This is a genomic window from Burkholderia arboris (assembly GCF_038723655.1).
Classification (GTDB): Bacteria; Pseudomonadota; Gammaproteobacteria; order Burkholderiales; family Burkholderiaceae; genus Burkholderia; species Burkholderia arboris.
Genome location: NZ_CP109821.1, coordinates 348270 through 368863 on the forward strand (window position 1 = coordinate 348270; position 20594 = coordinate 368863).

General features: G+C 64.0%; 24 protein-coding genes. 20 read left to right on the plus strand and 4 right to left on the minus strand.

The genetic code is table 11. From position 1 onward, the window contains the following. Positions 1–9: 9 nt before the first annotated feature. The 14 genes from rplR to dsbD all read left to right on the plus strand — a co-directional run bounded on the left by rplR (position 10) and on the right by dsbD (position 8938). Positions 10–375, plus strand: a complete 366-nt coding sequence (gene rplR, locus OHZ10_RS01655) for a 50S ribosomal protein L18 (RefSeq protein WP_006477183.1) — start codon at positions 10–12, stop codon at positions 373–375. Positions 376–389: 14 nt separating this feature from the next. Next, positions 390–908: a 30S ribosomal protein S5 gene (gene rpsE, locus OHZ10_RS01660; protein WP_006752931.1), complete on the plus strand. Its 519-nt coding sequence runs from the start codon at positions 390–392 to the stop codon at positions 906–908. 15 nt (positions 909–923) lie between these two features. Beyond that, entirely contained in the window at positions 924–1106 is a 183-nt protein-coding gene (gene rpmD, locus OHZ10_RS01665; RefSeq protein WP_050454145.1) for a 50S ribosomal protein L30, read from the plus strand. Positions 1107–1132: 26 nt separating this feature from the next. Beyond that, on the plus strand, positions 1133–1567 hold the full coding sequence (gene rplO / locus OHZ10_RS01670) for a 50S ribosomal protein L15 (RefSeq protein ID WP_006482880.1): 435 nt from the start codon (positions 1133–1135) through the stop codon (positions 1565–1567). 42 nt (positions 1568–1609) lie between these two features. After that, positions 1610–2959 (plus strand): preprotein translocase subunit SecY, encoded by a 1350-nt coding sequence (gene secY / locus OHZ10_RS01675; RefSeq protein WP_006482915.1) that lies wholly within the window; start codon positions 1610–1612, stop codon positions 2957–2959. Positions 2960–2964: 5 nt separating this feature from the next. Next, positions 2965–3183 (plus strand): translation initiation factor IF-1, encoded by a 219-nt coding sequence (gene infA / locus OHZ10_RS01680; RefSeq protein ID WP_004521905.1) that lies wholly within the window; start codon positions 2965–2967, stop codon positions 3181–3183. A 20-nt stretch (positions 3184–3203) separates the two neighbouring features. Beyond that, entirely contained in the window at positions 3204–3320 is a 117-nt protein-coding gene (gene rpmJ, locus OHZ10_RS01685; RefSeq protein WP_004199844.1) for a 50S ribosomal protein L36, read from the plus strand. A gap of 38 nt (positions 3321–3358) precedes the next feature. Further along, positions 3359–3724, plus strand: a complete 366-nt coding sequence (gene rpsM, locus OHZ10_RS01690; protein WP_006477178.1) for a 30S ribosomal protein S13 — start codon at positions 3359–3361, stop codon at positions 3722–3724. 28 nt (positions 3725–3752) lie between these two features. After that, positions 3753–4154 (plus strand): 30S ribosomal protein S11, encoded by a 402-nt coding sequence (rpsK, locus tag OHZ10_RS01695; RefSeq protein WP_004197937.1) that lies wholly within the window; start codon positions 3753–3755, stop codon positions 4152–4154. A 154-nt stretch (positions 4155–4308) separates the two neighbouring features. Beyond that, positions 4309–4932, plus strand: a complete 624-nt coding sequence (rpsD, locus tag OHZ10_RS01700) for a 30S ribosomal protein S4 (RefSeq protein WP_047899585.1) — start codon at positions 4309–4311, stop codon at positions 4930–4932. Between the two features lie 124 nt (positions 4933–5056). Continuing rightward, positions 5057–6034, plus strand: a complete 978-nt coding sequence (locus tag OHZ10_RS01705) for a DNA-directed RNA polymerase subunit alpha (protein WP_006477176.1) — start codon at positions 5057–5059, stop codon at positions 6032–6034. A gap of 137 nt (positions 6035–6171) precedes the next feature. Next, positions 6172–6567: a 50S ribosomal protein L17 gene (gene rplQ / locus OHZ10_RS01710; protein WP_006477175.1), complete on the plus strand. Its 396-nt coding sequence runs from the start codon at positions 6172–6174 to the stop codon at positions 6565–6567. 201 nt (positions 6568–6768) lie between these two features. Beyond that, positions 6769–7095 carry a divalent-cation tolerance protein CutA gene (cutA, locus tag OHZ10_RS01715; protein ID WP_059232614.1) on the plus strand — a complete coding sequence of 109 codons (327 nt, stop codon included), beginning with the start codon at positions 6769–6771 and terminating at the stop codon, positions 7093–7095. Further along, positions 7088–8938 (plus strand): protein-disulfide reductase DsbD, encoded by a 1851-nt coding sequence (gene dsbD, locus OHZ10_RS01720; protein ID WP_342703449.1) that lies wholly within the window; start codon positions 7088–7090, stop codon positions 8936–8938. The genes cutA and dsbD overlap by 8 nt, the downstream gene beginning before the upstream one ends. Before the next feature lie 107 nt (positions 8939–9045). On the opposite strand, the gene hemB is transcribed toward dsbD, so the two are convergent. Both hemB and yihA read right to left on the minus strand, forming a co-directional pair. Beyond that, positions 9046–10044 carry a porphobilinogen synthase gene (hemB, locus tag OHZ10_RS01725; protein WP_174994250.1) on the minus strand — a complete coding sequence of 333 codons (999 nt, stop codon included), beginning with the start codon at positions 10042–10044 and terminating at the stop codon, positions 9046–9048. A gap of 254 nt (positions 10045–10298) precedes the next feature. After that, complete coding sequence (gene yihA, locus OHZ10_RS01730) at positions 10299–10958, minus strand: ribosome biogenesis GTP-binding protein YihA/YsxC (protein ID WP_059232611.1); 660 nt, start codon at positions 10956–10958, stop codon at positions 10299–10301. Between the two features lie 214 nt (positions 10959–11172). On the opposite strand from yihA, the gene OHZ10_RS01735 reads away from it, so the two are divergent. The 5 genes from OHZ10_RS01735 (at position 11173) to msrQ (ending at position 17302) form a co-directional block, all read left to right on the plus strand. Further along, positions 11173–11826, plus strand: coding sequence for a c-type cytochrome (locus OHZ10_RS01735; protein WP_059232610.1), 654 nt, complete (start codon positions 11173–11175; stop codon positions 11824–11826). A gap of 202 nt (positions 11827–12028) precedes the next feature. Further along, a complete protein-coding gene (locus OHZ10_RS01740; protein WP_174994251.1) occupies positions 12029–14245 on the plus strand; it encodes a cytochrome c biogenesis protein ResB in 2217 nt (738 codons plus the stop codon). 4 nt (positions 14246–14249) lie between these two features. Continuing rightward, positions 14250–15440 (plus strand): c-type cytochrome biogenesis protein CcsB, encoded by a 1191-nt coding sequence (gene ccsB, locus OHZ10_RS01745; protein ID WP_059232608.1) that lies wholly within the window; start codon positions 14250–14252, stop codon positions 15438–15440. A gap of 159 nt (positions 15441–15599) precedes the next feature. Beyond that, positions 15600–16595, plus strand: a complete 996-nt coding sequence (msrP, locus tag OHZ10_RS01750) for a protein-methionine-sulfoxide reductase catalytic subunit MsrP (RefSeq protein ID WP_059232607.1) — start codon at positions 15600–15602, stop codon at positions 16593–16595. A 20-nt stretch (positions 16596–16615) separates the two neighbouring features. After that, positions 16616–17302 (plus strand): protein-methionine-sulfoxide reductase heme-binding subunit MsrQ, encoded by a 687-nt coding sequence (gene msrQ, locus OHZ10_RS01755; RefSeq protein ID WP_174994253.1) that lies wholly within the window; start codon positions 16616–16618, stop codon positions 17300–17302. An 81-nt stretch (positions 17303–17383) separates the two neighbouring features. Here msrQ and lptM read toward each other — a convergent pair whose 3' ends face one another. Then, positions 17384–17659, minus strand: coding sequence for an LPS translocon maturation chaperone LptM (gene lptM, locus OHZ10_RS01760; protein ID WP_059232605.1), 276 nt, complete (start codon positions 17657–17659; stop codon positions 17384–17386). A gap of 36 nt (positions 17660–17695) precedes the next feature. Between lptM and cyaY the strand changes: the two genes are divergently transcribed. After that, complete coding sequence (cyaY, locus tag OHZ10_RS01765; protein ID WP_059232604.1) at positions 17696–18022, plus strand: iron donor protein CyaY; 327 nt, start codon at positions 17696–17698, stop codon at positions 18020–18022. Positions 18023–18104: 82 nt separating this feature from the next. Here the strand turns inward: cyaY and OHZ10_RS01770 are convergent, their stop codons facing one another. Continuing rightward, positions 18105–20498, minus strand: coding sequence for a penicillin-binding protein 1A (locus tag OHZ10_RS01770; RefSeq protein WP_059232603.1), 2394 nt, complete (start codon positions 20496–20498; stop codon positions 18105–18107). Between the last annotated feature and the right edge of the window lie 96 nt (positions 20499–20594).

Sequence of the window (20594 nt, forward strand, 5' to 3'; positions counted from 1 at the left end):
TGCGCAATCATGGATAAGACTCAATCTCGCCTGCGCCGCGCTCGCCAGACGCGTATCAAGATCGCTGAGCTGCAGGTCGCGCGTCTCGCCGTGCATCGCACGAACACGCACATCTACGCTCAAGTGTTCTCGCCCTGCGGCACCAAGGTGCTCGCCAGCGCGTCGACGCTCGAAGCTGAAGTGCGCGCCGAGCTCGCCGACAAGTCGGGCAAGGGCGGCAACGTTAATGCTGCGACGCTGATCGGCAAGCGTATTGCCGAGAAGGCAAAGGCCGCCGGCATCGAATCCGTCGCCTTCGACCGCTCGGGCTTCCGCTACCATGGCCGCGTCAAGGCGCTGGCTGAGGCAGCTCGCGAAGCTGGGCTCAAGTTCTAAGGAAGGAATTCGTCATGGCAAAGATGCAAGCGAAAGTTCAGGCTGACGAGCGCGACGACGGCCTTCGTGAAAAGATGATTTCGGTCAATCGCGTGACCAAGGTCGTGAAGGGTGGCCGTATTCTCGGCTTCGCCGCACTGACCGTGGTTGGCGACGGTGATGGCCGCATCGGTATGGGCAAGGGCAAGGCGAAGGAAGTGCCGGTCGCTGTCCAGAAGGCAATGGAACAAGCTCGCCGCAACATGTTCAAGGTGCCGCTCAAGAACGGCACGCTGCAGCACGAAGTGCACGGCAAGCACGGCGCTTCGGCCGTCCTCCTCGCTCCGGCGAAGGCAGGTACGGGCGTGATCGCCGGCGGCCCGATGCGCGCAGTGTTCGACGTGATGGGCGTTCAGAACGTTGTGGCGAAGAGCCACGGTTCGACGAACCCGTACAACCTCGTTCGCGCCACGCTGGACGGCCTGCGCAAGCAGTCCACCCCGGCAGACATCGCGGCGAAGCGCGGCAAGTCCGTCGAAGATATTTTGGGCTAAGCCCGGGTGGTCACCATGTCTGAAAAAACTGTCAAGGTTCAGCTCGTCAAGAGCCTGATCGGGACCCGCGAAACGCACCGCGCAACCGTGCGTGGCCTGGGCCTGCGCCGACTCAATTCGGTCAGCGAGCTGCAGGACACGCCGGCGGTCCGCGGCATGATCAACAAGGTTTCGTACCTCGTTAAGGTCATCGCGTAAGCGGCCCTACGGATCAAGGAGTTGATATGGAATTGAATAACCTGAAGCCGGCCGCTGGCGCCAAGCACGCCAAGCGTCGCGTCGGTCGTGGCATCGGTTCGGGCCTCGGCAAGACGGCTGGCCGTGGTCACAAGGGTCAGAAATCGCGTTCGGGCGGCTTCCACAAAGTCGGTTTCGAAGGCGGTCAGATGCCGCTGCAACGTCGTCTGCCGAAGCGCGGCTTCACGTCGCTGACGAAGGAATTCGTCGGTGAAGTGCGCCTGGGCGACCTCGAGAAGCTGCCGGTCGACGAGATCGATCTGCTCGCACTGAAGCAAGCCGGCCTGGTCGGCGAGCTGACGAAGAGCGCAAAGATCATCGCGACGGGTGAACTGAAGCGCAAGATCGTCGTGAAGGGTCTCGGTGCCACCAAGGGTGCGCGCGCTGCGATCGAAGCGGCTGGCGGTTCGTTCGCCGAGTGACACGCGTAGCGCGTCGTCACTTGCATTCATCGGAGAAGGTACTTGGCTAACAGCCCGAGTCTTGCAAAACCCGGTCGAAGCACGGCGAAATTCGGCGATCTGCGCCGGCGAGCGATGTTCCTGCTCCTGGCGCTGATCGTCTATCGCATCGGCGCGCACATTCCCGTGCCGGGCATCGATCCGGATCAACTGGCTAAGCTGTTCCAGAGCCAGGCGGGCGGCATCCTGGGCATGTTCAACATGTTCTCGGGTGGCGCGCTTTCCCGCTTCACGATCTTTGCGCTGGGGATCATGCCGTACATCTCGGCGTCGATCATCATGCAGTTGCTGGCGATCGTTTCGCCGCAGCTCGAGGCGCTGAAGAAGGAAGGGCAGGCAGGGCAACGGAAGATCACGCAGTACACGCGGTATTTCACCGTGGTGCTCGCGACCTTCCAGGCGTTCGGTATCGCGGCTGCGCTGGAAAACCAGCCGGGCCTCGTCACCGATCCCGGCATGCTGTTCCGTCTGACGACGGTCGTGACGCTGGTTACCGGTACGATGTTCCTGATGTGGCTCGGCGAGCAGATTACCGAGCGTGGTCTGGGCAACGGTATCTCGATCATCATCTTCGGCGGGATCGCAGCAGGGTTCCCGAATGCCGTGGGTGGGTTGTTCGAGCTGGTGCGTACGGGTTCGATGAGCATCATTTCGGCGATCATCATCGTCGTTCTGATTGCCGCGGTGACTTACCTGGTCGTGTTCATCGAACGCGGTCAGCGCAAGATCCTCGTGAACTACGCGAAGCGCCAGGTCGGCAACAAGATCTACGGCGGGCAGTCGTCCCATCTGCCGCTGAAGTTGAACATGTCGGGCGTGATTCCGCCGATCTTTGCATCGTCGATCATTCTGTTCCCGGCAACGATTCTCGGCTGGTTCAGTACCGGTCAGCCGACGGGAAGCTGGATTTCCAATACGTTGCATAACGTAGCGGAAGCGCTTAAGCCGGGCCAGCCGGTCTATGTGCTGCTGTACACGCTGGCAATCGTGTTTTTCTGCTTCTTCTACACCGCACTGGTGTTCAACAGCAGGGAAACCGCGGACAACCTGAAGAAGAGCGGCGCGTTTGTTCCGGGCATCCGTCCGGGCGATCAGACCGCACGATATATCGACCGCATCCTCACGCGTCTGACGCTGGCCGGTGCGATCTACATCGTCTTCGTGTGTCTACTGCCAGAGTTTCTGGTGCTGCGCTGGAACGTGCCGTTTTATTTTGGTGGAACGTCGCTGCTGATCATTGTCGTCGTCACGATGGACTTTATGGCGCAGGTGCAGTCGTACGTTATGTCGCAACAGTATGAGTCACTGCTCAAGAAGGCGAACTTCAAGGGCGGCAACATCCCGATGCGTTAAGGACTATGGCCAAAGACGATGTAATCCAGATGCAGGGTGAGGTGATTGAAAACCTCCCGAATGCGACCTTCCGTGTGAAGCTGGAAAACGGCCATGTCGTGTTGGGACATATTTCCGGAAAGATGCGGATGCACTACATCCGCATCCTGCCGGGCGACAAGGTGACGGTTGAGTTGACGCCTTACGATCTGTCTCGTGCGCGGATCGTGTTCCGGGCGAAGTGATTTGAAAAAAGGGTATTATCATGAAAGTGATGGCATCGGTTAAGCGCATTTGCCGCAATTGCAAGATCATCAAGCGCAAAGGCGTCGTTCGCGTGATCTGCAGCTCGGATCCGCGCCACAAGCAGCGCCAAGGCTGACCGCGCGTTTGTTTGCGCTTTTTGTTTGAGGAAAAACAATGGCTCGTATCGCAGGGGTTAACATCCCGAATCACCAGCACACCGAGATTGGCCTGACGGCTATCTTTGGTGTCGGCCGCACCCGTTCGCGCAGCATCTGCGTGGCAGCTGGCGTCGATTTTTCGAAGAAGGTCAAGGATCTGACCGACGCAGACCTGGAAAAGCTGCGTGAAGAAGTGGGCAAGTTTGTCGTCGAAGGCGATCTGCGCCGTGAAGTGACGATGAACATCAAGCGCCTGATGGACCTCGGTTGCTACCGTGGCGTCCGTCATCGCAAGGGCCTGCCGATGCGCGGTCAGCGTACGCGTACGAACGCACGTACCCGTAAGGGTCCGCGTCGTGCAGCGCAAGCGCTGAAGAAGTAAGCGGAACTGACAGTTACAGGAAAACGTAATGGCTAAGGCTTCGAATACCGCGGCGCAACGCGTTCGCAAAAAGGTTAAGAAGAACGTCGCTGAAGGCGTGGTTCACGTTCACGCGTCGTTCAACAACACGATCATCACGATCACCGATCGCCAAGGCAACGCTCTGGCATGGGCGACGTCGGGCGGTCAGGGCTTCAAGGGCTCGCGCAAATCGACGCCGTTCGCTGCTCAGGTCGCAGCCGAGTCGGCTGGCCGCGTCGCGATGGAATACGGCGTGAAGAATCTGGAAGTGCGGATCAAGGGCCCGGGCCCGGGTCGTGAGTCGGCAGTGCGCGCGCTGCATGGCCTCGGCATCAAGATCACCGCGATTTCGGACGTCACCCCGATTCCGCACAACGGCTGCCGCCCGCCGAAGCGTCGTCGTATCTAAGGATGTGCTGGCACGTTCGTGCTAGCGCATTGCCTGTCGCCGCTCAGCGTCGACGGGCGTTGCTTTTTTGATTGACTAAGCCCACCGTTCGCCCCAAAGGGAGCGGACTAGCGCGGATTTCGATCCGCGTGACTGATTGATAAAGGAATGCAAAGTGGCACGTTATATCGGCCCCAAAGCCAAGCTGTCCCGCCGTGAAGGCACCGACCTGTTCCTGAAGAGCGCACGCCGCTCGCTCGCCGACAAGTGCAAGCTCGACAGCAAGCCGGGTCAGCACGGCCGTACCTCGGGCGCACGTACGTCCGACTACGGTACGCAGCTGCGTGAAAAGCAGAAGGTCAAGCGCATCTACGGCGTGCTGGAGCGTCAGTTCCGCCGCTACTTCGCTGAAGCCGACCGCCGCAAGGGCAACACGGGTGAAAACCTGCTGCAACTGCTCGAGTCGCGCCTCGACAACGTCGTGTATCGCATGGGCTTCGGCTCGACCCGCGCTGAAGCGCGTCAGCTGGTGAGCCACAAGTCGATCACCGTGAACGGCGTCGTCGCAAACGTCCCGTCGCAGCAAGTGAAGGCAGGCGACGTCGTCGCGATCCGCGAAAAGGCGAAGAAGCAGGCGCGTATCGTCGAAGCGCTGTCGCTGGCCGAGCAAGGCGGCATGCCGAGCTGGGTTGCAGTCGATGCGAAGAAGTTCGAAGGCACGTTCAAGCAAATGCCGGAACGCGTTGAGATCGCAGGCGACATCAACGAAAGCCTGATCGTCGAATTGTATTCGCGTTAATCCGATTGACGGCCGAGGTACCCCGATTGCGATACGCAAGGAGGGGCCTCGGCTGTTTATTTTCTGGTTGTTACCGGTCAGCCTTATCGGTGTAACGAGCCGAGGGTATTGAAAAGGAAAGCCCATGCAAACCAGTTTGCTGAAACCCAAGATCATCGCCGTGGAATCGCTTGGCGAGAACCACGCGAGGGTGGTCATGGAACCGTTCGAACGCGGTTACGGCCATACCTTGGGCAATGCGCTGCGTCGCGTGCTGCTGTCGTCGATGGTTGGCTACGCGCCGACCGAAGTCACGATCGCAGGCGTGGTGCACGAGTACTCGACGCTGGATGGCGTGCAGGAAGACGTCGTCAACCTGCTGCTGAACCTGAAGGGCGTGGTGTTCAAGCTGCATAACCGTGACGAAGTGACGGTTACGCTGCGCAAGGAAGGTGAAGGCGTTGTCACGGCCGGCGATATCGAGCTGGCCCACGATTGCGAAGTCATCAACCCGAATCACGTGATTGCGCACCTGTCGAAGGGCGGCAAGCTCGACGTTCAGATCAAGATCGAAAAGGGTCGCGGCTATGTGCCCGGCAACGTCCGTCGCTACGGCGAAGACACGGCCAAGATCATCGGCCGCATCGTCCTCGACGCATCGTTCTCGCCGGTTCGCCGCGTGAGCTACGCTGTCGAAAGCGCACGTGTCGAGCAGCGTACCGACCTCGACAAGCTCGTGATGAACATCGAGACGAGCGGCGTGATCACGCCGGAAGAAGCGATCCGCCAATCGGCCCGCATCCTGGTTGACCAGCTGTCCGTGTTCGCGGCGCTGGAAGGCACGGAAACGGCAGCCGAAGCGCCGTCGCGTGCACCGCAGATCGATCCGATCCTGCTGCGTCCGGTGGACGATCTCGAGCTGACGGTTCGTTCGGCGAACTGCCTGAAGGCCGAGAACATCTACTACATCGGCGACCTGATCCAGCGCACGGAAAACGAGCTGCTGAAGACGCCGAACCTCGGTCGCAAGTCGCTCAACGAGATCAAGGAAGTGCTCGCTTCGCGCGGTCTCACGCTGGGCATGAAGCTCGAGAACTGGCCGCCGGCTGGTCTCGACAAGTAAGCCCGGTTGTAGCTGTAGTTGGCAAAGATGCGGATTTTCCTTTAAAATCCGCATCTTGCTTTTTTCACTACCGGCCCGTGCACCCGTCGAGGTGCGATAGAAGAGCTGGATCAAAACTTTGAATCAAGGAAACTGAAATGCGCCATCGTCATGGTCTGCGGAAACTGAACCGCACGAGCAGCCACCGTCTGGCTATGCTCCGTAACATGTCCAACTCGCTGATCGAGCACGAAGTCATCAAGACGACGCTGCCGAAGGCGAAGGAACTCCGTAAAGTCGTCGAGCCGCTGATCACGCTCGGCAAGAAGCCGTCGCTGGCAAACCGTCGCCTGGCGTTCAACCGCCTGCGCGATCGTGACTCGGTGGCGAAGCTGTTCGACGTGCTCGGTCCGCGTTTCGCGAACCGTCCGGGCGGCTACCTGCGCGTGCTGAAGTTCGGCTTCCGCGTGGGCGACAACGCACCGATGGCACTGGTCGAACTGCTCGACCGTCCGGAAGTCGACGAAACGGAAAACGTGCAAGAAGCTGAGTAAGCTTCCGGTACGCTGCAGTATCTGAAAGGGGCCGAGCAATTGCTTGGCCCTTTTTGTTTTTGACGCGCCGGCTGCGATCGATTGTCGCAGGCCGGCGCCGGCAGTGTTGCGCGGGCTGCGCTACGATACGGGCAACCGGCGTGATCGGAGGATAGGCAATTCGCGCCGGCAGGAGCCGTTAGACCAGCCAGGAGGGCTCGGATGATAGTGGTGCTGATGCTGACGACGGTGCCGGATGCGGCGACGGCCACGGCCCTCACCGACGGCGCGCTCGATGCGCGGCTGGCCGCGTGCGTGTCGGAGCTCGGTGCGATCAAGTCGCGCTATCACTGGCAGGGCAAGGTCGAAACGGCCGACGAGATCCAGTTGCTGTTCAAGACGAGCCCCGTGCGGGCGCTCGAACTGGAGCGATTTATTCTCGCGCATCATCCTTACGAGACGCCCGAAATCGTCTCGTGGCAGACGACGGCATCGGCCGCGTATGGCCAGTGGGTGACCAGCGAAACTCAACGTCTATTTCATGTTTAACGGTATGGCGCTTTTCGTGCGCGTGCGTGCGCTGCGGTTCCTTGCAGTCCTGTTGTCGTTCGTGTTCGTGCTGGGCGGCCTGTCCGTTGCGCGCGCGGCTGACGATTTCCTCGATCCGTCGGTTGCGTTCAAGTTCAGCGCGAGCGAATCGCCGGGACAGGTGGACGTCCGCTTCAAGATCGCCAACGGCTATTACATGTACCGCGAGCGGTTCGCGTTCGCGGTGAAGAGCGGGCAGGCGACCCTCGGCGAGCCGCAATTCCCGGCCGGTCACGTGAAGTTCGACCAGACGTTCCAGAAGAACGTCGAGACCTATCGCGACGAAGTCGTCGTTCACGTGCCCGTGAAGCAGGCGGCAGGGCCGTTCGAGCTCGCGGTCACGTCGCAGGGGTGTGCGGACGAAGGGATCTGCTATCCGCCGGCCGAGCACGTCATGAAGGTCGATGGCGCCGCGCTCGGTGCAGCATCGTCGTCCGGCGGCGACACCGCCGCCGCGGGCAGCTGGTTCGACAAGGTCACGAGCGCCGATTTCGCGCAGTCGCTGCTCGAAGGGCACGGCTTCTTCACGATCGTCGCGCTGTACTTCGTCGCGGGTGTCGTGCTGAGCCTCCTGCCGTGTTCGTACCCGATGATTCCGATCGTGTCCGCGATCATCATCGGCCAGGGCACGCGTGCAACGCACGCACGCGGCTTTGCACTGTCGCTGACCTATGTGGTCGGCATGGCGCTGGTCTACACGGTGCTCGGCATCGCCGCCGCGCTGGTCGGCCAGAGTCTCGGCGCGTGGCTGCAGAACCCGTGGGTGCTCGGCGCGTTCGGCGTGCTGCTGACCGCGTTCGCGGTGTCGCTGATCTCGGGCAAGGACTTCGCGCTGCCGGCGCGCTGGCAGAACGGCGCGGCGGAGGCTTCGAGCGCACGTCAGGGCGGCCACTTCGCTGCGGTCGCGGCGATGGGCGCGTTGTCGGCGCTGGTTGTCGGCGCATGCATGACGGCGCCGCTGTTCGCGGTGCTCGCCTTCATCGCGCACACCGGCAATGCGTTGCTCGGTGGGGCGGCGCTGTTCGCCATGGGCCTGGGGCTCGGCGTGCCGCTGCTGGTCGTCGGCGTCGGTGCAGGGACGGTGCTGCCGCGCGCAGGTGCGTGGATGGACGGGGTGAAGGTGTTCTTCGGCATCGTGCTGCTCGCGGCCGCGCTGTGGATCGTGTGGCCGGTGCTGGCGGGCGGCCTGAAGATGGTGCTCGCCGCGTTGTGGCTGCTGATCGCGGCCGCGGCGCTCGGCCTGTTCACGCCGAATGCCGGCGCCGCATCGATCTGGCGCCGCCTGGGCCGTGGCGTGGGCGCCGCGCTCGCGATCTGGGCTGCGACGCTGCTCGTCGGCCTCGCCGCGGGCTCCACCGATCCCGTGAAGCCGCTGGCCGTGCTGGCGGCGCGCACGGTGGCATCCGGCGGGGCCGCGACGGCCGGCGCGGCCGCCGCGCAGGACGGTCCCGCGTTCGCATCGGTGCGTTCCAGCGGCGAGCTCGACGCGCTGCTGAAGACGTCGGGCCAGCCCGTGATGCTCGACTTCTACGCCGACTGGTGCGTGAGCTGCAAGGAGATGGAGCATCTGACGTTCACCGACGCGCGCGTGCAGGCGCGGCTCGCACAGCTCCACCTCGTGCGCGCGGACGTCACCGCGAACAACCCGGACGATCAGGCGCTGCTCAAGCGCTTCAACCTGTTCGGGCCGCCGGGCATCATCTTCTTCGATCGCAGCGGTAACGAGATCGGGCGCGTGGTCGGTTATCAGGCGGCCGAGACGTTCCTGCGCAGCCTCGATCGGGCCGCTGTCCCGACGGTATGACGAACCGGGACGCTCGATACGGCTGCCGCCTCGATCGGCGGTAAGCAAAAAAAACGGCGGAACACCGAAGTGTCCCGCCGTTTTGCATCGTGCCAGCCGGCGCGCGCTCAGCGCTGCGCTTTCAGCAGGCGCGCAGCATCGAGCGCGAAGTACGTGAGCACGCCGTCGGCGCCCGCACGCTTGAACGCAAGCAGCGATTCCAGCACGACCTTGTCGTGGTCGAGCCAGCCGTTCATTGCGGCCGCCTTCAGCATCGCGTATTCGCCGCTTACCTGGTACACGTAGGTCGGGAAGCGGAACTCGTCCTTCACGCGGCGCACGATGTCGAGATACGGCATGCCGGGCTTGACCATCACCATGTCGGCGCCTTCGTCGATGTCGAGGCGCACTTCGCGCAGCGCTTCGTCGCTGTTCGCCGGATCCATCTGGTAGGTCATCTTGTTGCCCTTGCCCAGGTTGGATGCCGAGCCGACCGCGTCGCGGAACGGGCCGTAGAACGCCGATGCGAACTTCGCCGAATAGGCCATGATCCGCGTGTGGATGTGACCGTCGCTTTCCAGCATTTCACGGATCGCGCCGATGCGGCCGTCCATCATGTCCGACGGCGCGACGATGTCGACGCCGGCTTCAGCTTGCGCGCGCGCCTGATCGATCAGGATCTCGATCGTGTCGTCGTTGATCACGTAGCCGTTTTCGTCGAGCACGCCGTCCTGGCCGTGGCTCGTGTACGGGTCGAGCGCGACGTCGGTCAGCACGCCGAGCTCGGGGAAGCGCTTCTTCAGCTCGCGCACCGCGCGCGGAATCAGGCCGTCCGGGTTGGCTGCCTCGCGGCCGTCGGGCGTCTTCACCGACGGATCGATGGCCGGGAACAGCGACAGCACGGGCACGCCGAGTTCGACGCATTGTTCGGCGACGTGCATCAGCAGATCGACGGATACGCGCTCGACGCCGGGCATCGACGGCACCGGCTGCCGTTCGTTGGTGCCTTCGACGACGAACACCGGGTAGATCAGGTCGTCGGTGGTCAGGCGGTTTTCGCGCATCAGGCGGCGGGAGAAGTCGTCGCGGCGCATCCGGCGCGGACGATGAAGCGGATGGAAGCTCATGGGCGATTGGGCAGAAATCAGGGCGGTAAGGACCTTACGGAACCCTTAGGTGATTTTTGGGAGCGTTGGTATATGATAGCGATCGAGCGGCACGCGTAGCGTGCAGCTCCCCGCTTCTCCTCCCTGAGCGGGTGCCTGTCGTTTTTCGATTAGGCTGTTTGACCCGCCGTTTAACGGCGGGTTTTTTTATGAGCCGGCCGAATCCGCAGGCGCCGTCAGGAGCGCGCCGCCGATCCCGGCCGCGCGTTGCCCGATCATTGTGCTACAGGCTCGCTTTTTTCGTCGGCGACCGACGGCCGCAGCCAGCTCTCGATCAGCGCGTGCGCTTCGTCGAGCCCCGTGCGCTTCAGCGCGGAGAACAGCTGGACCGTCAGCTTGCCCTGGACGCCCTGGTCGCGATACGCATCGAGCCCCTTTTGCGTGGTCCGCAGCGCATTGATGCTTTCCTGGCGCGTCAATTTGTCGCACTTGGTCAGCAGCGTGTGGATCGGCTTGCCGGTCGGCGCGAACCACTCGATCATGCGGCGATCGAGGTCGGTCAGCGGACGGCGCGAATCCATCATCAGGATCAGGCCGCAGAGCTGCGAGCGTGTCGCGAGGTAGGACGACAGCAGCATCTCCCAGTGCGCCTTGGCGGCACCGGGCACTTCCGCGTAGCCGTAGCCGGGCAGGTCGACGAGGTTCGCGACGGGCTCGGCGGCCGGGCCGACGGAGAAGTAGTTGATATGCTGCGTGCGGCCGGGCGTCTTCGACGCGAAGGCCAGCCGCTTCTGGTTGCACAGCACGTTGATCGCCGTCGACTTGCCGGCATTCGAGCGGCCCGCGAACGCGATTTCCGGCTGGACCGTCGGCGGCAGGTCGCGCAGATGGTTGACGGTCGTGTAGAAGCGGGCTTGATGGAGCAAAAAGGCCATGGGAACCGGAAGGACGGGCGGCGCGAGCCGCTTGGTGGAGGCGGGGTAGCCCCGATAGGCGCGGGAGCTTTCAACACGATATTGTACAATACGGCGGTTTTACCAAAGGCCACCTGGCGCCTGCCTCGCGCTTTTATGTGGCTTCTGCGGTAGACTGGTCGCCGTCGTTTTTTGCAGAACCTCAAATTCCCACAAGACGAAACAGGGTGTGCGAATGAATCGACTGTGCAAGTCTCTGATGGTGCTTCAGGTTGCAGCAGGGTTCGTAGGTTTCGTAGCGGAGGCAAACGCGGCAGATGCGGCCAAGCCGGATCTCGACCGCGGCAAGGCGATTGCCGGGCAGGTCTGCGCGTCGTGTCACGGCGCCGACGGCAATAGTGCGTCGGGCAGTTTCCCGAAGCTTGCCGGCCAGCATCCCGAATATCTGGTCAAGCAGTTGAACGACTTCAAGGCGCAGCCGGGCGCGAAGGGGCCGGTGCGTAACAACGCGGTGATGGTCGGCTTCGCGAGCGCGTTGAGCGCGGACGACATGCGCAACGTCGCCGCGTACTACGGGTCGCAGACGACGAAGCTCGGTACCGCACGCGATGCGGCGACCGTGCCGGTCGGCCAGAAGATCTATCGCGGCGGCATCGCGGAGAAGGGCGTACCTGCCTGCGCGAGCTGCCACGGGCCGACGGGCCAGGGGATGCCGATCCAGTATCCGCGCCTGTCGGGGCAGTGGGCCGATTACACGGTCGCGCAGTTGACCGCGTTCCAGCAGGGTGCCGGCGCGCGTAACAACAACGAGGCGATGCATCAGATCGCCACGCGCCTGTCGGACAACGAGATCAAGGCCGTCGCGGATTACATCGCGGGCCTGCGTTGACCGGCCGGTCGCGAATGGAATGACCGGTCGCCCGAAGGGCGGCCGGAGTCAAAACAAGAAAAGGGTGGGGCGCCGCACCGTTGCGGCCGCCTTGCCCTTTTTTGTTGGCACTCGCCGGGCCGTCCCGAGCGTGCCGATCGCCCCCTTGGGGGCAGCAAACATAGTGAACGTGGGGGGCTGTTTCCCCTGAGTCGGAGTTTGAATGAGCGTTACCACGTCGGGGTTGCAGTCGAAGTCGGGTCAGGGTGCGTCGAAACGCGCGGTCGAGCTGTTGAGCTCGATGCGCTTCGCGATTGCGCTGCTGGTGGTGTTGTCGATCGCAAGCATCATCGGCACGGTCCTGACCCAGGACGATCCGTATCCGAACTACGTGAACCAGTTCGGGCCGTTCTGGGCGGACATCTTCCGCTCGCTCGGCCTGTACAACGTGTACAGCGCGTGGTGGTTCATGCTGATCCTGATCTTCCTCGTCACGTCCATCTCGCTGTGCGTGATCCGCAACGCGCCGAAGATGCTCGCCGACGCGAAGAGCTGGAAGGACAAGGTCCGCGAAGGCAGCCTGCGCGCGTTCCATCACAAGGCCGAGTACACGGCATCCGGTACGCGCCCGACCGTCGCGGCCACGCTCGCCACGTTCGTCACCAAGGCCGGCTACAAGCACGTCGTGCGTGAAACCGACGGCGCGACGCTGATCTCCGCGAAACGCGGCGCGATGACCAAGTGGGGCTATATCTCTGCGCACCTCGCGATCGTCGTGATCTGTATCGGCGGCCTGCTCGACAGCAACCTGCCGATCAAATTCCAGATGTGGATGTTCGGCAAGAGCCCGGTCAACACGAGCGCGACGATCAGCGAGATCTCGCCCGACCATCGCCTGTCCGCGTCGAACCCGACGTTCCGCGGCTACGCGTGGGTGCCCGAGGGCCAGTTCGTGTCGACCGCGATCCTGAACCAGCCGAGCGGCTCGCTGATTCAGGACCTGCCGTTCTCGATCCAGCTCAACAAGTTCATCGTCGACTACTACACGACGGGCATGCCGAAGCTGTTCGCGAGCGACATCGTCGTGATCGATCGCGAGACCGGCCAGAAGATTCCGGCGCGCGTCGAGGTCAACAAGCCGTTCACGTACAAGGGGGTGTCGATCTACCAGTCGAGCTTCCAGGACGGCGGCTCGCAGATGCAGATGACGGCCTACCCGATGACGGGCGGCAATGCGACGACCGTCCCCGTGAAGGGCACGATCGGCAGTTCGGCGCCGCTGCAGGTGCCGGGCGCCGACGGCGACACGATCGAGTTCTCCGATTTCCGCGCGATCAACGTCGAGAACATGGCCGACGCGAGCGGCAAGCTGGACGTGCGCGGCGTCGCGACGACGAGCTCGCTGAAGGAAGTGTTCGACGAGCGGCTCGGCTCGGGCGCGAAGACGTCGAAGCCGACGCAGCTCCACAACATCGGCCCGTCGGTGCAGTACAAGATCCGCGGCAAGGACGGCCAGGCGCGCGAGTTCAACAACTACATGCTGCCCGTCGACATGAACGGCGAGCGCGTGTTCCTCGCCGGCGTGCGCGCGAGCCCGAACGATCCGTTCCGCTACATGCGGATCCCGGCCGACAGCCAGGATTCGATCGGCGAATGGATGCGCCTGCGCGCCGCGCTGGAGGATCCGGCCGTGCGTGCCGAGGCCGCCGCGCGCTTCGCACAGCGTTCGCTGCCGGGCACCGACGCATCGCTGCGCGGCCGCCTGCAGGACAGCGCATCGAAGGTGCTGACCCTTTTCGCCGCGAGCGACGACAGCGTCGGCCGCGGCGCCGACGGCCAGCCGGTCGGCGGCTTCCAGGCGGTGGCGACGTTCATCGACCGCTCGGTGCCGAAGGCCGAGCAGGAGAAGGCGGCAAGCCTGCTGCTGCGCATGCTCGAAGGCTCGATGTGGGAGGTCTGGCAGATCGCGCGCGAGCGCGCCGGCGAGCCGGCCGCCCAGCAGGGCACCGAGACGATCCGCTTCGTGCAGAACGCGATCAACGCGCTATCCGACAGCTTTTTGTATGGATCGCCGGTCTATTTGCAGCTTGATTCATTCAAGCAGGTGCAAGCTTCGGTATTTCAGTTGACGCGCGCACCCGGCAAGAATCTGGTGTATCTTGGCAGCCTGCTGCTGGTCGCCGGCATCTTCTCGATGTTCTACGTGCGCGAGCGGCGCCTCTGGTTCTGGCTGAAGGATGCCGGTTCGGGCGTCGATGTGGTGATGGCAATGTCCACGGCCCGCAAGACCTTCGATTTCGAGAAAGAATTCGTGCAGACGCGCGACGCGGCCGGTGTCGCCTTGCGCGCCGCACCTCGCGACGCCGCGCCCACCGGTGCGGCTTCGACGGCCCGCCCGCCTGCCGGCAGCGGTTCCGATTCCGAGAATTCCACCCGGTAACATCATGGATCTCACGCAAGTTTCCTCTTCCCGTGCGGCGTCGGCCCAGGCGCCGGTTTCGTCGCCGCTGTTCGACGAACGTCCGTTCTTCGCGCGCCTGTCGCTGTTCGACTGGCTGTTCGCACTGGCGCTCGTGGTAGGCGCGGGCTATGCGCTCGTGCACTACAACGCGCACATGGATTACTACGACAAGGCGGTGATGGTCGGCACCGTGCCGGCGCTGATCGCGCTCGGCTGGCGCTGGAAGCCCGCGCGGCTAATGATGGCGTCGATCGCCGTGCTGTCGCTGCTGTCGATCCAGATCTACCAGGGCGATCTCGCGCGCGCCGATTCGGCGTTCTTCCTCAAGTACTTCCTGTCGAGCCAGTCGGCGATCCTGTGGATGAGCGCGCTGTTCGTGCTCGCGACGATCTTCTACTGGATCGGCCTGCTCGCGCGCTCGGAAACGGGCGCCGCGATCGGCCAGAAGCTTACGTGGGTCGCCGTGCTGATGGGCTTCACGGGGCTGATGGTGCGCTGGTACGAGTCCTACCTGATCGGGGCGGACGTCGGCCATATCCCCGTGTCGAACCTCTATGAAGTGTTCGTCCTGTTCAGCCTGATCACCGCCCTGCTGTATCTGTATTACGAAGGCCACTACGGCACGCGTTCGCTCGGCGCGTTCGTGCTGCTGGTCATCAGCGCGGCAGTCGGCTTCCTGATGTGGTACTCGGTCGCGCGCGACGCGCAGCAGATCCAGCCGCTCGTGCCGGCGCTGCAAAGCTGGTGGATGAAGATCCACGTGCCGGCGAACTTCATCGGCTACGGCAGCTTCGCGCTGTCGGCGATGGTGTCGGTCGCGTACCTGATGAAGGAGCGCGGCGTGCTCGCCGATCGCCTGCCGACGCTCGAAGTGCTCGACGACGTGATGTACAAGTCGATCGCGGTCGGTTTCGCGTTCTTCACGATCGCGACGATCCTCGGCGCGCTGTGGGCGGCCGAAGCGTGGGGCGGCTACTGGAGCTGGGACCCGAAGGAAACCTGGGCGCTGATCGTGTGGCTGAACTACGCGGCGTGGCTGCACATGCGGCTGATGAAGGGCCTGCGCGGCACGGTCGCGGCATGGTGGGCACTCACGGGCCTGCTGGTCACGACGTTCGCGTTCCTGGGCGTCAACATGTTCCTGTCCGGGCTGCACAGCTACGGCAAGCTGTAAGATTTCCGCCGCTCGTCCGACTATCGAACCGCCGGTGCACTGCGTGCCCGGCGGTTTTGTTTTGTAACGGGCGGGCGAACCGGGCGTCGAACGGCGCATGACGGGCCGGGTCGAACGCTCATGAAGCATGCGCGCCGCGCATGCAGGAGGAGCTGCACGATGTGGATCAAACGCCCTTTGCGGAACGTACTGACGGGCGGTGACATTGCGCCCAGCGAGATCACGCCGCGCGCGGTATTCGAGAACCGGCGGCGCGTATTGCAGGCGGCCGGCCTCGCGGCGGCGGGCGGGCTGCTCGGCGGCAGCGGCGCGGCATTCGCCGCCTATGCGTCGCCCGACGCGCGGGCGGCGAAGCTCGCGGCCAGGACGAACCCGAAGTTCGTTGCCGCCGACAAGGTGACGCCGTTCAAGGACATCACGTCCTACAACAACTTTTACGAATTCGGCACCGACAAGAGCGACCCGGCGCAGAACGCCGGCACGCTGCGGCCGCGCCCGTGGCGCGTGAGCGTCGAGGGCGAGGTGCAGCACCCGAAGGTCTTCGATCTCGACGAACTGCTGAAGCTCGCGCCGCTCGAGGAGCGCGTATACCGGCTGCGCTGCGTCGAGGGATGGTCGATGGTGATCCCGTGGATCGGCGTGCCGCTGTCCGAGCTGATCAAGCGCGTGCAGCCGACCGGCAACGCGAAATACGTGCAGTTCGTCACGCTGGCCGATCCGTCGCAGATGCCGGGCCTGTCGACGCCCGTACTCGACTGGCCGTATTCGGAAGGGCTGCGGATGGACGAGGCGATGAACCCGCTGACGCTGCTGACGATGGGCGTCTACGGGCAGGTGCTGCCGAACCAGAACGGCGCGCCGGTGCGGATCATCGTGCCGTGGAAGTACGGCTTCAAGAGCGCGAAATCGCTCGTGAAGATCCGCTTCGTCGACAAGCAGCCGAAGACGAGCTGGAACACGTATGCGTCGAACGAGTACGGCTTCTACTCGAACGTGAACCCGAACGTCGATCATCCGCGCTGGAGCCAGGCGACCGAGCGGCGCATCGGCGAGGACGGCTTCTTCACGCCGAAGCGCAAGACGCTGATGTTCAACGGCTACGGAGATCTCGTCGCGTCGATGTATCAGGGCATGGACCTGAAAAAGAACTTCTGAGCGCGACAGTGAGAAACGACATGCCTCCTTCGACGCTCACGCCCGCGCGTGCAGCGGGCGCCGGACCGGCAGCACGCACGACGCGGGCCGGTGCGGTCCGCTCCGCTGCGCCGCGCTGGCTCGCGCCGGCCAAGGTGCTGGTGTTCGCGGCCGGCCTCTATCCGCTCGCGCGTCTCGTGCTGTTCGGGCTGACCGACCGGCTCGGCGCGAATCCGATCGAATTCATCACGCGTTCGACCGGCCTCTGGACACTCGTCTTGTTGTGCGTCACGCTTGCCGTCACGCCGCTGCGGCGCATGACGGGCTTCGCCGCGCTGCTGCGTTTTCGCCGAATGATCGGGCTGTTCGCGTTTTTTTACGCGACGCTGCACTTCACGACCTACCTGTGGTTCGACAAATGGTTCGACGCGGTCGCGATCCTGAAGGACGTTGGCAAGCGCCCGTTCATCACGGTCGGCTTCGCGGCGTTCGTGCTGCTGATCCCGCTCGCGGCGACTTCGCCGCGCGCAATGGTGCGCCGGCTTGGCCGTCACTGGGCGACGCTGCACAGCGCGATCTACGCGATCGCACTGTTCGGTGTGCTGCACTTTTGGTGGATGCGGGCCGGCAAGCACAATCTTGCGCAGCCGAAGCTGTACGCGGCGATCGTCGCAATGCTGCTCGGCTGGCGGTTGCTCGCGTGGGGATGGCGGCGCGTGCGCGCGTGACGGCGTGGCCCGGAAAAACGAAAGGCGATGACCGGGAAGTCATCGCCTTGTTTCACCAGCCGCGCGGGCGGCGTGGCGTCGTTACTTCGCGGCCGGGCCCGATGCCGGTGCGGGCATGGTCGACGGGCTGCTCGACAGCTCGGGCGACAGCGTGAGCGGCGAACCCGACGTATCGGGTGTATCGTCGGACGACGCGTTTTCATCGGTCGGTTTCACGTCCGACGGCGGCGTATTCTGCTGCTGGAGTGGCTTGGGCATCGGAGGCACGGTGGGCAGATAGAGCGCGCCGCTTTGACCGCAGCCGGCAAGAATCGCCAAAGCCGCTACAATCGCGCTCATCCGGAAAACGACTCGCATGATCGTCCCTGAACAATTGAACCGATAGAGTTTAGCATGTCCGATACCGATTACCTGACCCGTGCCGAGGCCGTGCTGATGGCCGTCGAGCGTACCGTCGACACCGCCAACGACGGCGATCACGACATCGATCTCGAGCGGAACGGCAGCGTCCTGACGCTGACGTTCGAGAACGGCTCGAAGATCATCGTCAACCTGCAGCCGCCGATGAAGGAAGTGTGGATCGCCGCGAAGGCGGGTGGATTCCACTACCGTTTCATCGACGGCGAATGGCGCGATACGCGCACGGGCACCGAGTTCTTCTCGGCGCTCACCGAATACGCGACCCAGCAGGCCGGCCTGCCGATCACGTTCGGCGCGTGACGCGCCGGGGCCCGGATCCCGAGCATCGCAGCCAAAGAAAAAGCGCCCCGCGGGGCGCTTTTTTCATGCCCGGGGCCGGGTGTCAGTGGCCGCGGAACAGGTTCATGATGTCCTGCTTTTCCTGCTCGTCGACGTGCGGCACGGCCTCGTCGACGTTCTGGGCAGCCGGCGCCTGCGGCACGCCGACCGTCGACACGAAGCCGTGGCCCGGCGTGAACTCGGAGAAGTACAGCTCGCCGCCGAGCGATTCGACGCCGTCCGGCACCGTCGGCTTGAACTCGGGCACGCCCTTCAGCGCCGCGCCCATGTACTCGATCCAGACCGGCAGCGACAGGCCGCCGCCGGTTTCGCGATCGCCGAGGCTGCGTGGATTGTCGTAGCCGATCCACGCGATCGCGGCGAGCGTGTGCTGGTAGCCGGCGAACCACGCGTCGTGCGAGTCGTTCGTCGTGCCGGTCTTGCCCGCGAGGTCGGTGCGCTTCAGGATGTTGGTCCGCGCGCCCGTGCCGCGCTGCGCAACGCTTTGCAGCAGGCTGTTCATCACGTATGCGTTGCGTGCGTCGATCGCACGCGGCGCATTCTGCTCGGCGACGAGCGGCTGCGCGCGCGCGACGATCGCGCCGTTCGGATCGGTGACTTCGGCGATCAGGTACGGATTGACGCGGTAGCCGCCGTTCGCGAACACCGAGTACGCGCCGGCCATCTGCAGCGGCGTGACCTGGCCGGCGCCGAGCGCCATCGGCAGGTAGGCCGGATGGCGCTCGGCGTCGAAGCCGAAGCGCGTGATGTACTGCTGCGCGTACTTCGTGCCGATGTGGTTCAGGATCCGGATCGACACGAGGTTGCGCGAGCGCTGCAGCGCGGTGCGCATCGACATCGGGCCTTCGAAGCCGCCGCCGTAGTTCTTCGGTTCCCACGGCTGGCCGCCCGTTTCCGCGGCGCTGAAATACAGCGGGCCGTCGTTGATCACGGTAGCCGGCCCGAGGCCCTTGTCGAGCGACGCCGAGTAGATGAACGGCTTGAACGACGAACCCGGTTGCCGCCACGCCTGCGTGACGTGGTTGAACTTGTTCTTGTTGTAGTCGAAGCCGCCGACGAGCGAACGGATCGCGCCGTCCTGCGGGATGATCGACAGGAACGCGCCTTCAACCTGCGGCAACTGCGTGATCGACCATTTGCCGGTGTCGTTCTTCACGACGCGCACGATCGCACCGGGGCGGATGCGGCGGTTCGGCTGCGCGTTGGCCGACAGCGCGCCCGACGCGAAGCGCAGGTTGTCGCCCTCGATCGTCGCGTTGCTGCCGTCGATGAACGAGACCGTGATCTGGCGCGGGCTCGCGGCCGTGACGACCGCGGCAATCAGCTCGCCGTTGTCGGGATGCTCGAGCAGCGCGTCGTCGATCGCCTGTTCGCGGTCGTCGGCACCGGCCGGCAGCTCGATGAAGCCTTCCGGCCCGCGATAGCCGTGGCGGCGCTCGTAATCCATGATGCCCTTGCGCAGCGCGGTGTACGCGACCTGCTGGTCGGCGGAATCGATCGTCGTGACGACGTTGAAGCCGCGCGTGTAGGTCTCCTCGCGGTACTGCGCGTACATCATCTGTCTGACCATTTCCGCGACGTACTCGGCGTGCACGCTGAAATCGCGGCCCGGGCCCTTGACGACGAGCGGCTGCGCGACGGCTTCGTCGTACTGTTCGCGCGTGATGAAGTTCAGCTCCAGCATGCGCTGCAGGATGTATTCCTGGCGCACCTTCGCGCGCTTCGGATTGACGACCGGGTTATACGCGGACGGCGCCTTCGGCAGCCCCGCGAGCATCGCCGCTTCCGCGAGCGTGATGTCCTTCAGGTCCTTGCCGAAATAGACCCGCGCGGCGCTCGCGAAACCATACGCGCGCTGGCCGAGATAGATCTGATTCATGTAGACCTCGAGAATCTGATCCTTCGTCAGCGCACGCTCGATCCGGTACGCGAGCAGCATCTCGTAGATCTTGCGCGTGTAGGTCTTTTCGCTCGACAGGAAGAAGTTGCGTGCGACCTGCATCGTGATCGTGCTCGCGCCTTGCGACGCGTGGCCGTTCGTCAGCGCGACGAAGCCGGCGCGGATGATGCCGGTGAGGTCGACGCCGCCGTGATCGTAGAAGCGCGCGTCCTCGATCGCGAGGATCGCCTTCTTCAGCGAGTCGGGCACGTCCTTGAAATGGACGACGTCGCGGCGCTCCTCGCCGAATTCGCCGATCAGCACGTGATCGGACGTATAGATGCGCAGCGGCACCTTCGGGCGGTAGTCGGTCAGCGCGTCGAGCGACGGCATGTTCGGCCAGGCGACGACGAGCGCGTAGCCGAGCACGAGGCCGCCGGCCACGACGAGGGCCACGCACATCGCGGCGAAGCCGAGCAGGACTTTTTGCCACCAGGGCCGCTTCTTCGGCTCCGGGGCGGGAGGCGGGGACGTAGGAGTCGTGGATTGCATAGGCATACCGGAAAACAGTCCCGCGATTATAGCTGCCCGGTAAGACCGGTCCTGACGCGGTGGCCGCCCGCGGGAAAGCCGCGGGTTGGCGTGCTGCCAGCA

What these genes read in the sequence shown, in the direction of transcription:
- cyaY (WP_059232604.1), top strand. Translation starts at nt 17,696, where the DNA reads ATGTCCGATACCGATTACCTGACCCGTGCCGAGGCCGTGCTGATGGCC.
- rplR (WP_006477183.1), top strand. Translation starts at nt 10, where the DNA reads ATGGATAAGACTCAATCTCGCCTGCGCCGCGCTCGCCAGACGCGTATC.
- rpmD (WP_050454145.1), top strand. Translation starts at nt 924, where the DNA reads ATGTCTGAAAAAACTGTCAAGGTTCAGCTCGTCAAGAGCCTGATCGGG.
- rpsK (WP_004197937.1), top strand. Translation starts at nt 3,753, where the DNA reads ATGGCTAAGGCTTCGAATACCGCGGCGCAACGCGTTCGCAAAAAGGTT.
- infA (WP_004521905.1), top strand. Translation starts at nt 2,965, where the DNA reads ATGGCCAAAGACGATGTAATCCAGATGCAGGGTGAGGTGATTGAAAAC.
- rpsM (WP_006477178.1), top strand. Translation starts at nt 3,359, where the DNA reads ATGGCTCGTATCGCAGGGGTTAACATCCCGAATCACCAGCACACCGAG.
- hemB (WP_174994250.1), bottom strand. Translation starts at nt 10,044, where the DNA reads ATGAGCTTCCATCCGCTTCATCGTCCGCGCCGGATGCGCCGCGACGAC.
- rpsE (WP_006752931.1), top strand. Translation starts at nt 390, where the DNA reads ATGGCAAAGATGCAAGCGAAAGTTCAGGCTGACGAGCGCGACGACGGC.
- OHZ10_RS01770 (WP_059232603.1), bottom strand. Translation starts at nt 20,498, where the DNA reads ATGCCTATGCAATCCACGACTCCTACGTCCCCGCCTCCCGCCCCGGAG.
- OHZ10_RS01740 (WP_174994251.1), top strand. Translation starts at nt 12,029, where the DNA reads ATGAGCGTTACCACGTCGGGGTTGCAGTCGAAGTCGGGTCAGGGTGCG.
- rplQ (WP_006477175.1), top strand. Translation starts at nt 6,172, where the DNA reads ATGCGCCATCGTCATGGTCTGCGGAAACTGAACCGCACGAGCAGCCAC.
- OHZ10_RS01705 (WP_006477176.1), top strand. Translation starts at nt 5,057, where the DNA reads ATGCAAACCAGTTTGCTGAAACCCAAGATCATCGCCGTGGAATCGCTT.
- rpmJ (WP_004199844.1), top strand. Translation starts at nt 3,204, where the DNA reads ATGAAAGTGATGGCATCGGTTAAGCGCATTTGCCGCAATTGCAAGATC.
- cutA (WP_059232614.1), top strand. Translation starts at nt 6,769, where the DNA reads ATGATAGTGGTGCTGATGCTGACGACGGTGCCGGATGCGGCGACGGCC.
- rplO (WP_006482880.1), top strand. Translation starts at nt 1,133, where the DNA reads ATGGAATTGAATAACCTGAAGCCGGCCGCTGGCGCCAAGCACGCCAAG.
- lptM (WP_059232605.1), bottom strand. Translation starts at nt 17,659, where the DNA reads ATGCGAGTCGTTTTCCGGATGAGCGCGATTGTAGCGGCTTTGGCGATT.
- msrQ (WP_174994253.1), top strand. Translation starts at nt 16,616, where the DNA reads ATGCCTCCTTCGACGCTCACGCCCGCGCGTGCAGCGGGCGCCGGACCG.
- OHZ10_RS01735 (WP_059232610.1), top strand. Translation starts at nt 11,173, where the DNA reads ATGAATCGACTGTGCAAGTCTCTGATGGTGCTTCAGGTTGCAGCAGGG.
- msrP (WP_059232607.1), top strand. Translation starts at nt 15,600, where the DNA reads ATGTGGATCAAACGCCCTTTGCGGAACGTACTGACGGGCGGTGACATT.
- ccsB (WP_059232608.1), top strand. Translation starts at nt 14,250, where the DNA reads ATGGATCTCACGCAAGTTTCCTCTTCCCGTGCGGCGTCGGCCCAGGCG.
- yihA (WP_059232611.1), bottom strand. Translation starts at nt 10,958, where the DNA reads ATGGCCTTTTTGCTCCATCAAGCCCGCTTCTACACGACCGTCAACCAT.
- dsbD (WP_342703449.1), top strand. Translation starts at nt 7,088, where the DNA reads ATGTTTAACGGTATGGCGCTTTTCGTGCGCGTGCGTGCGCTGCGGTTC.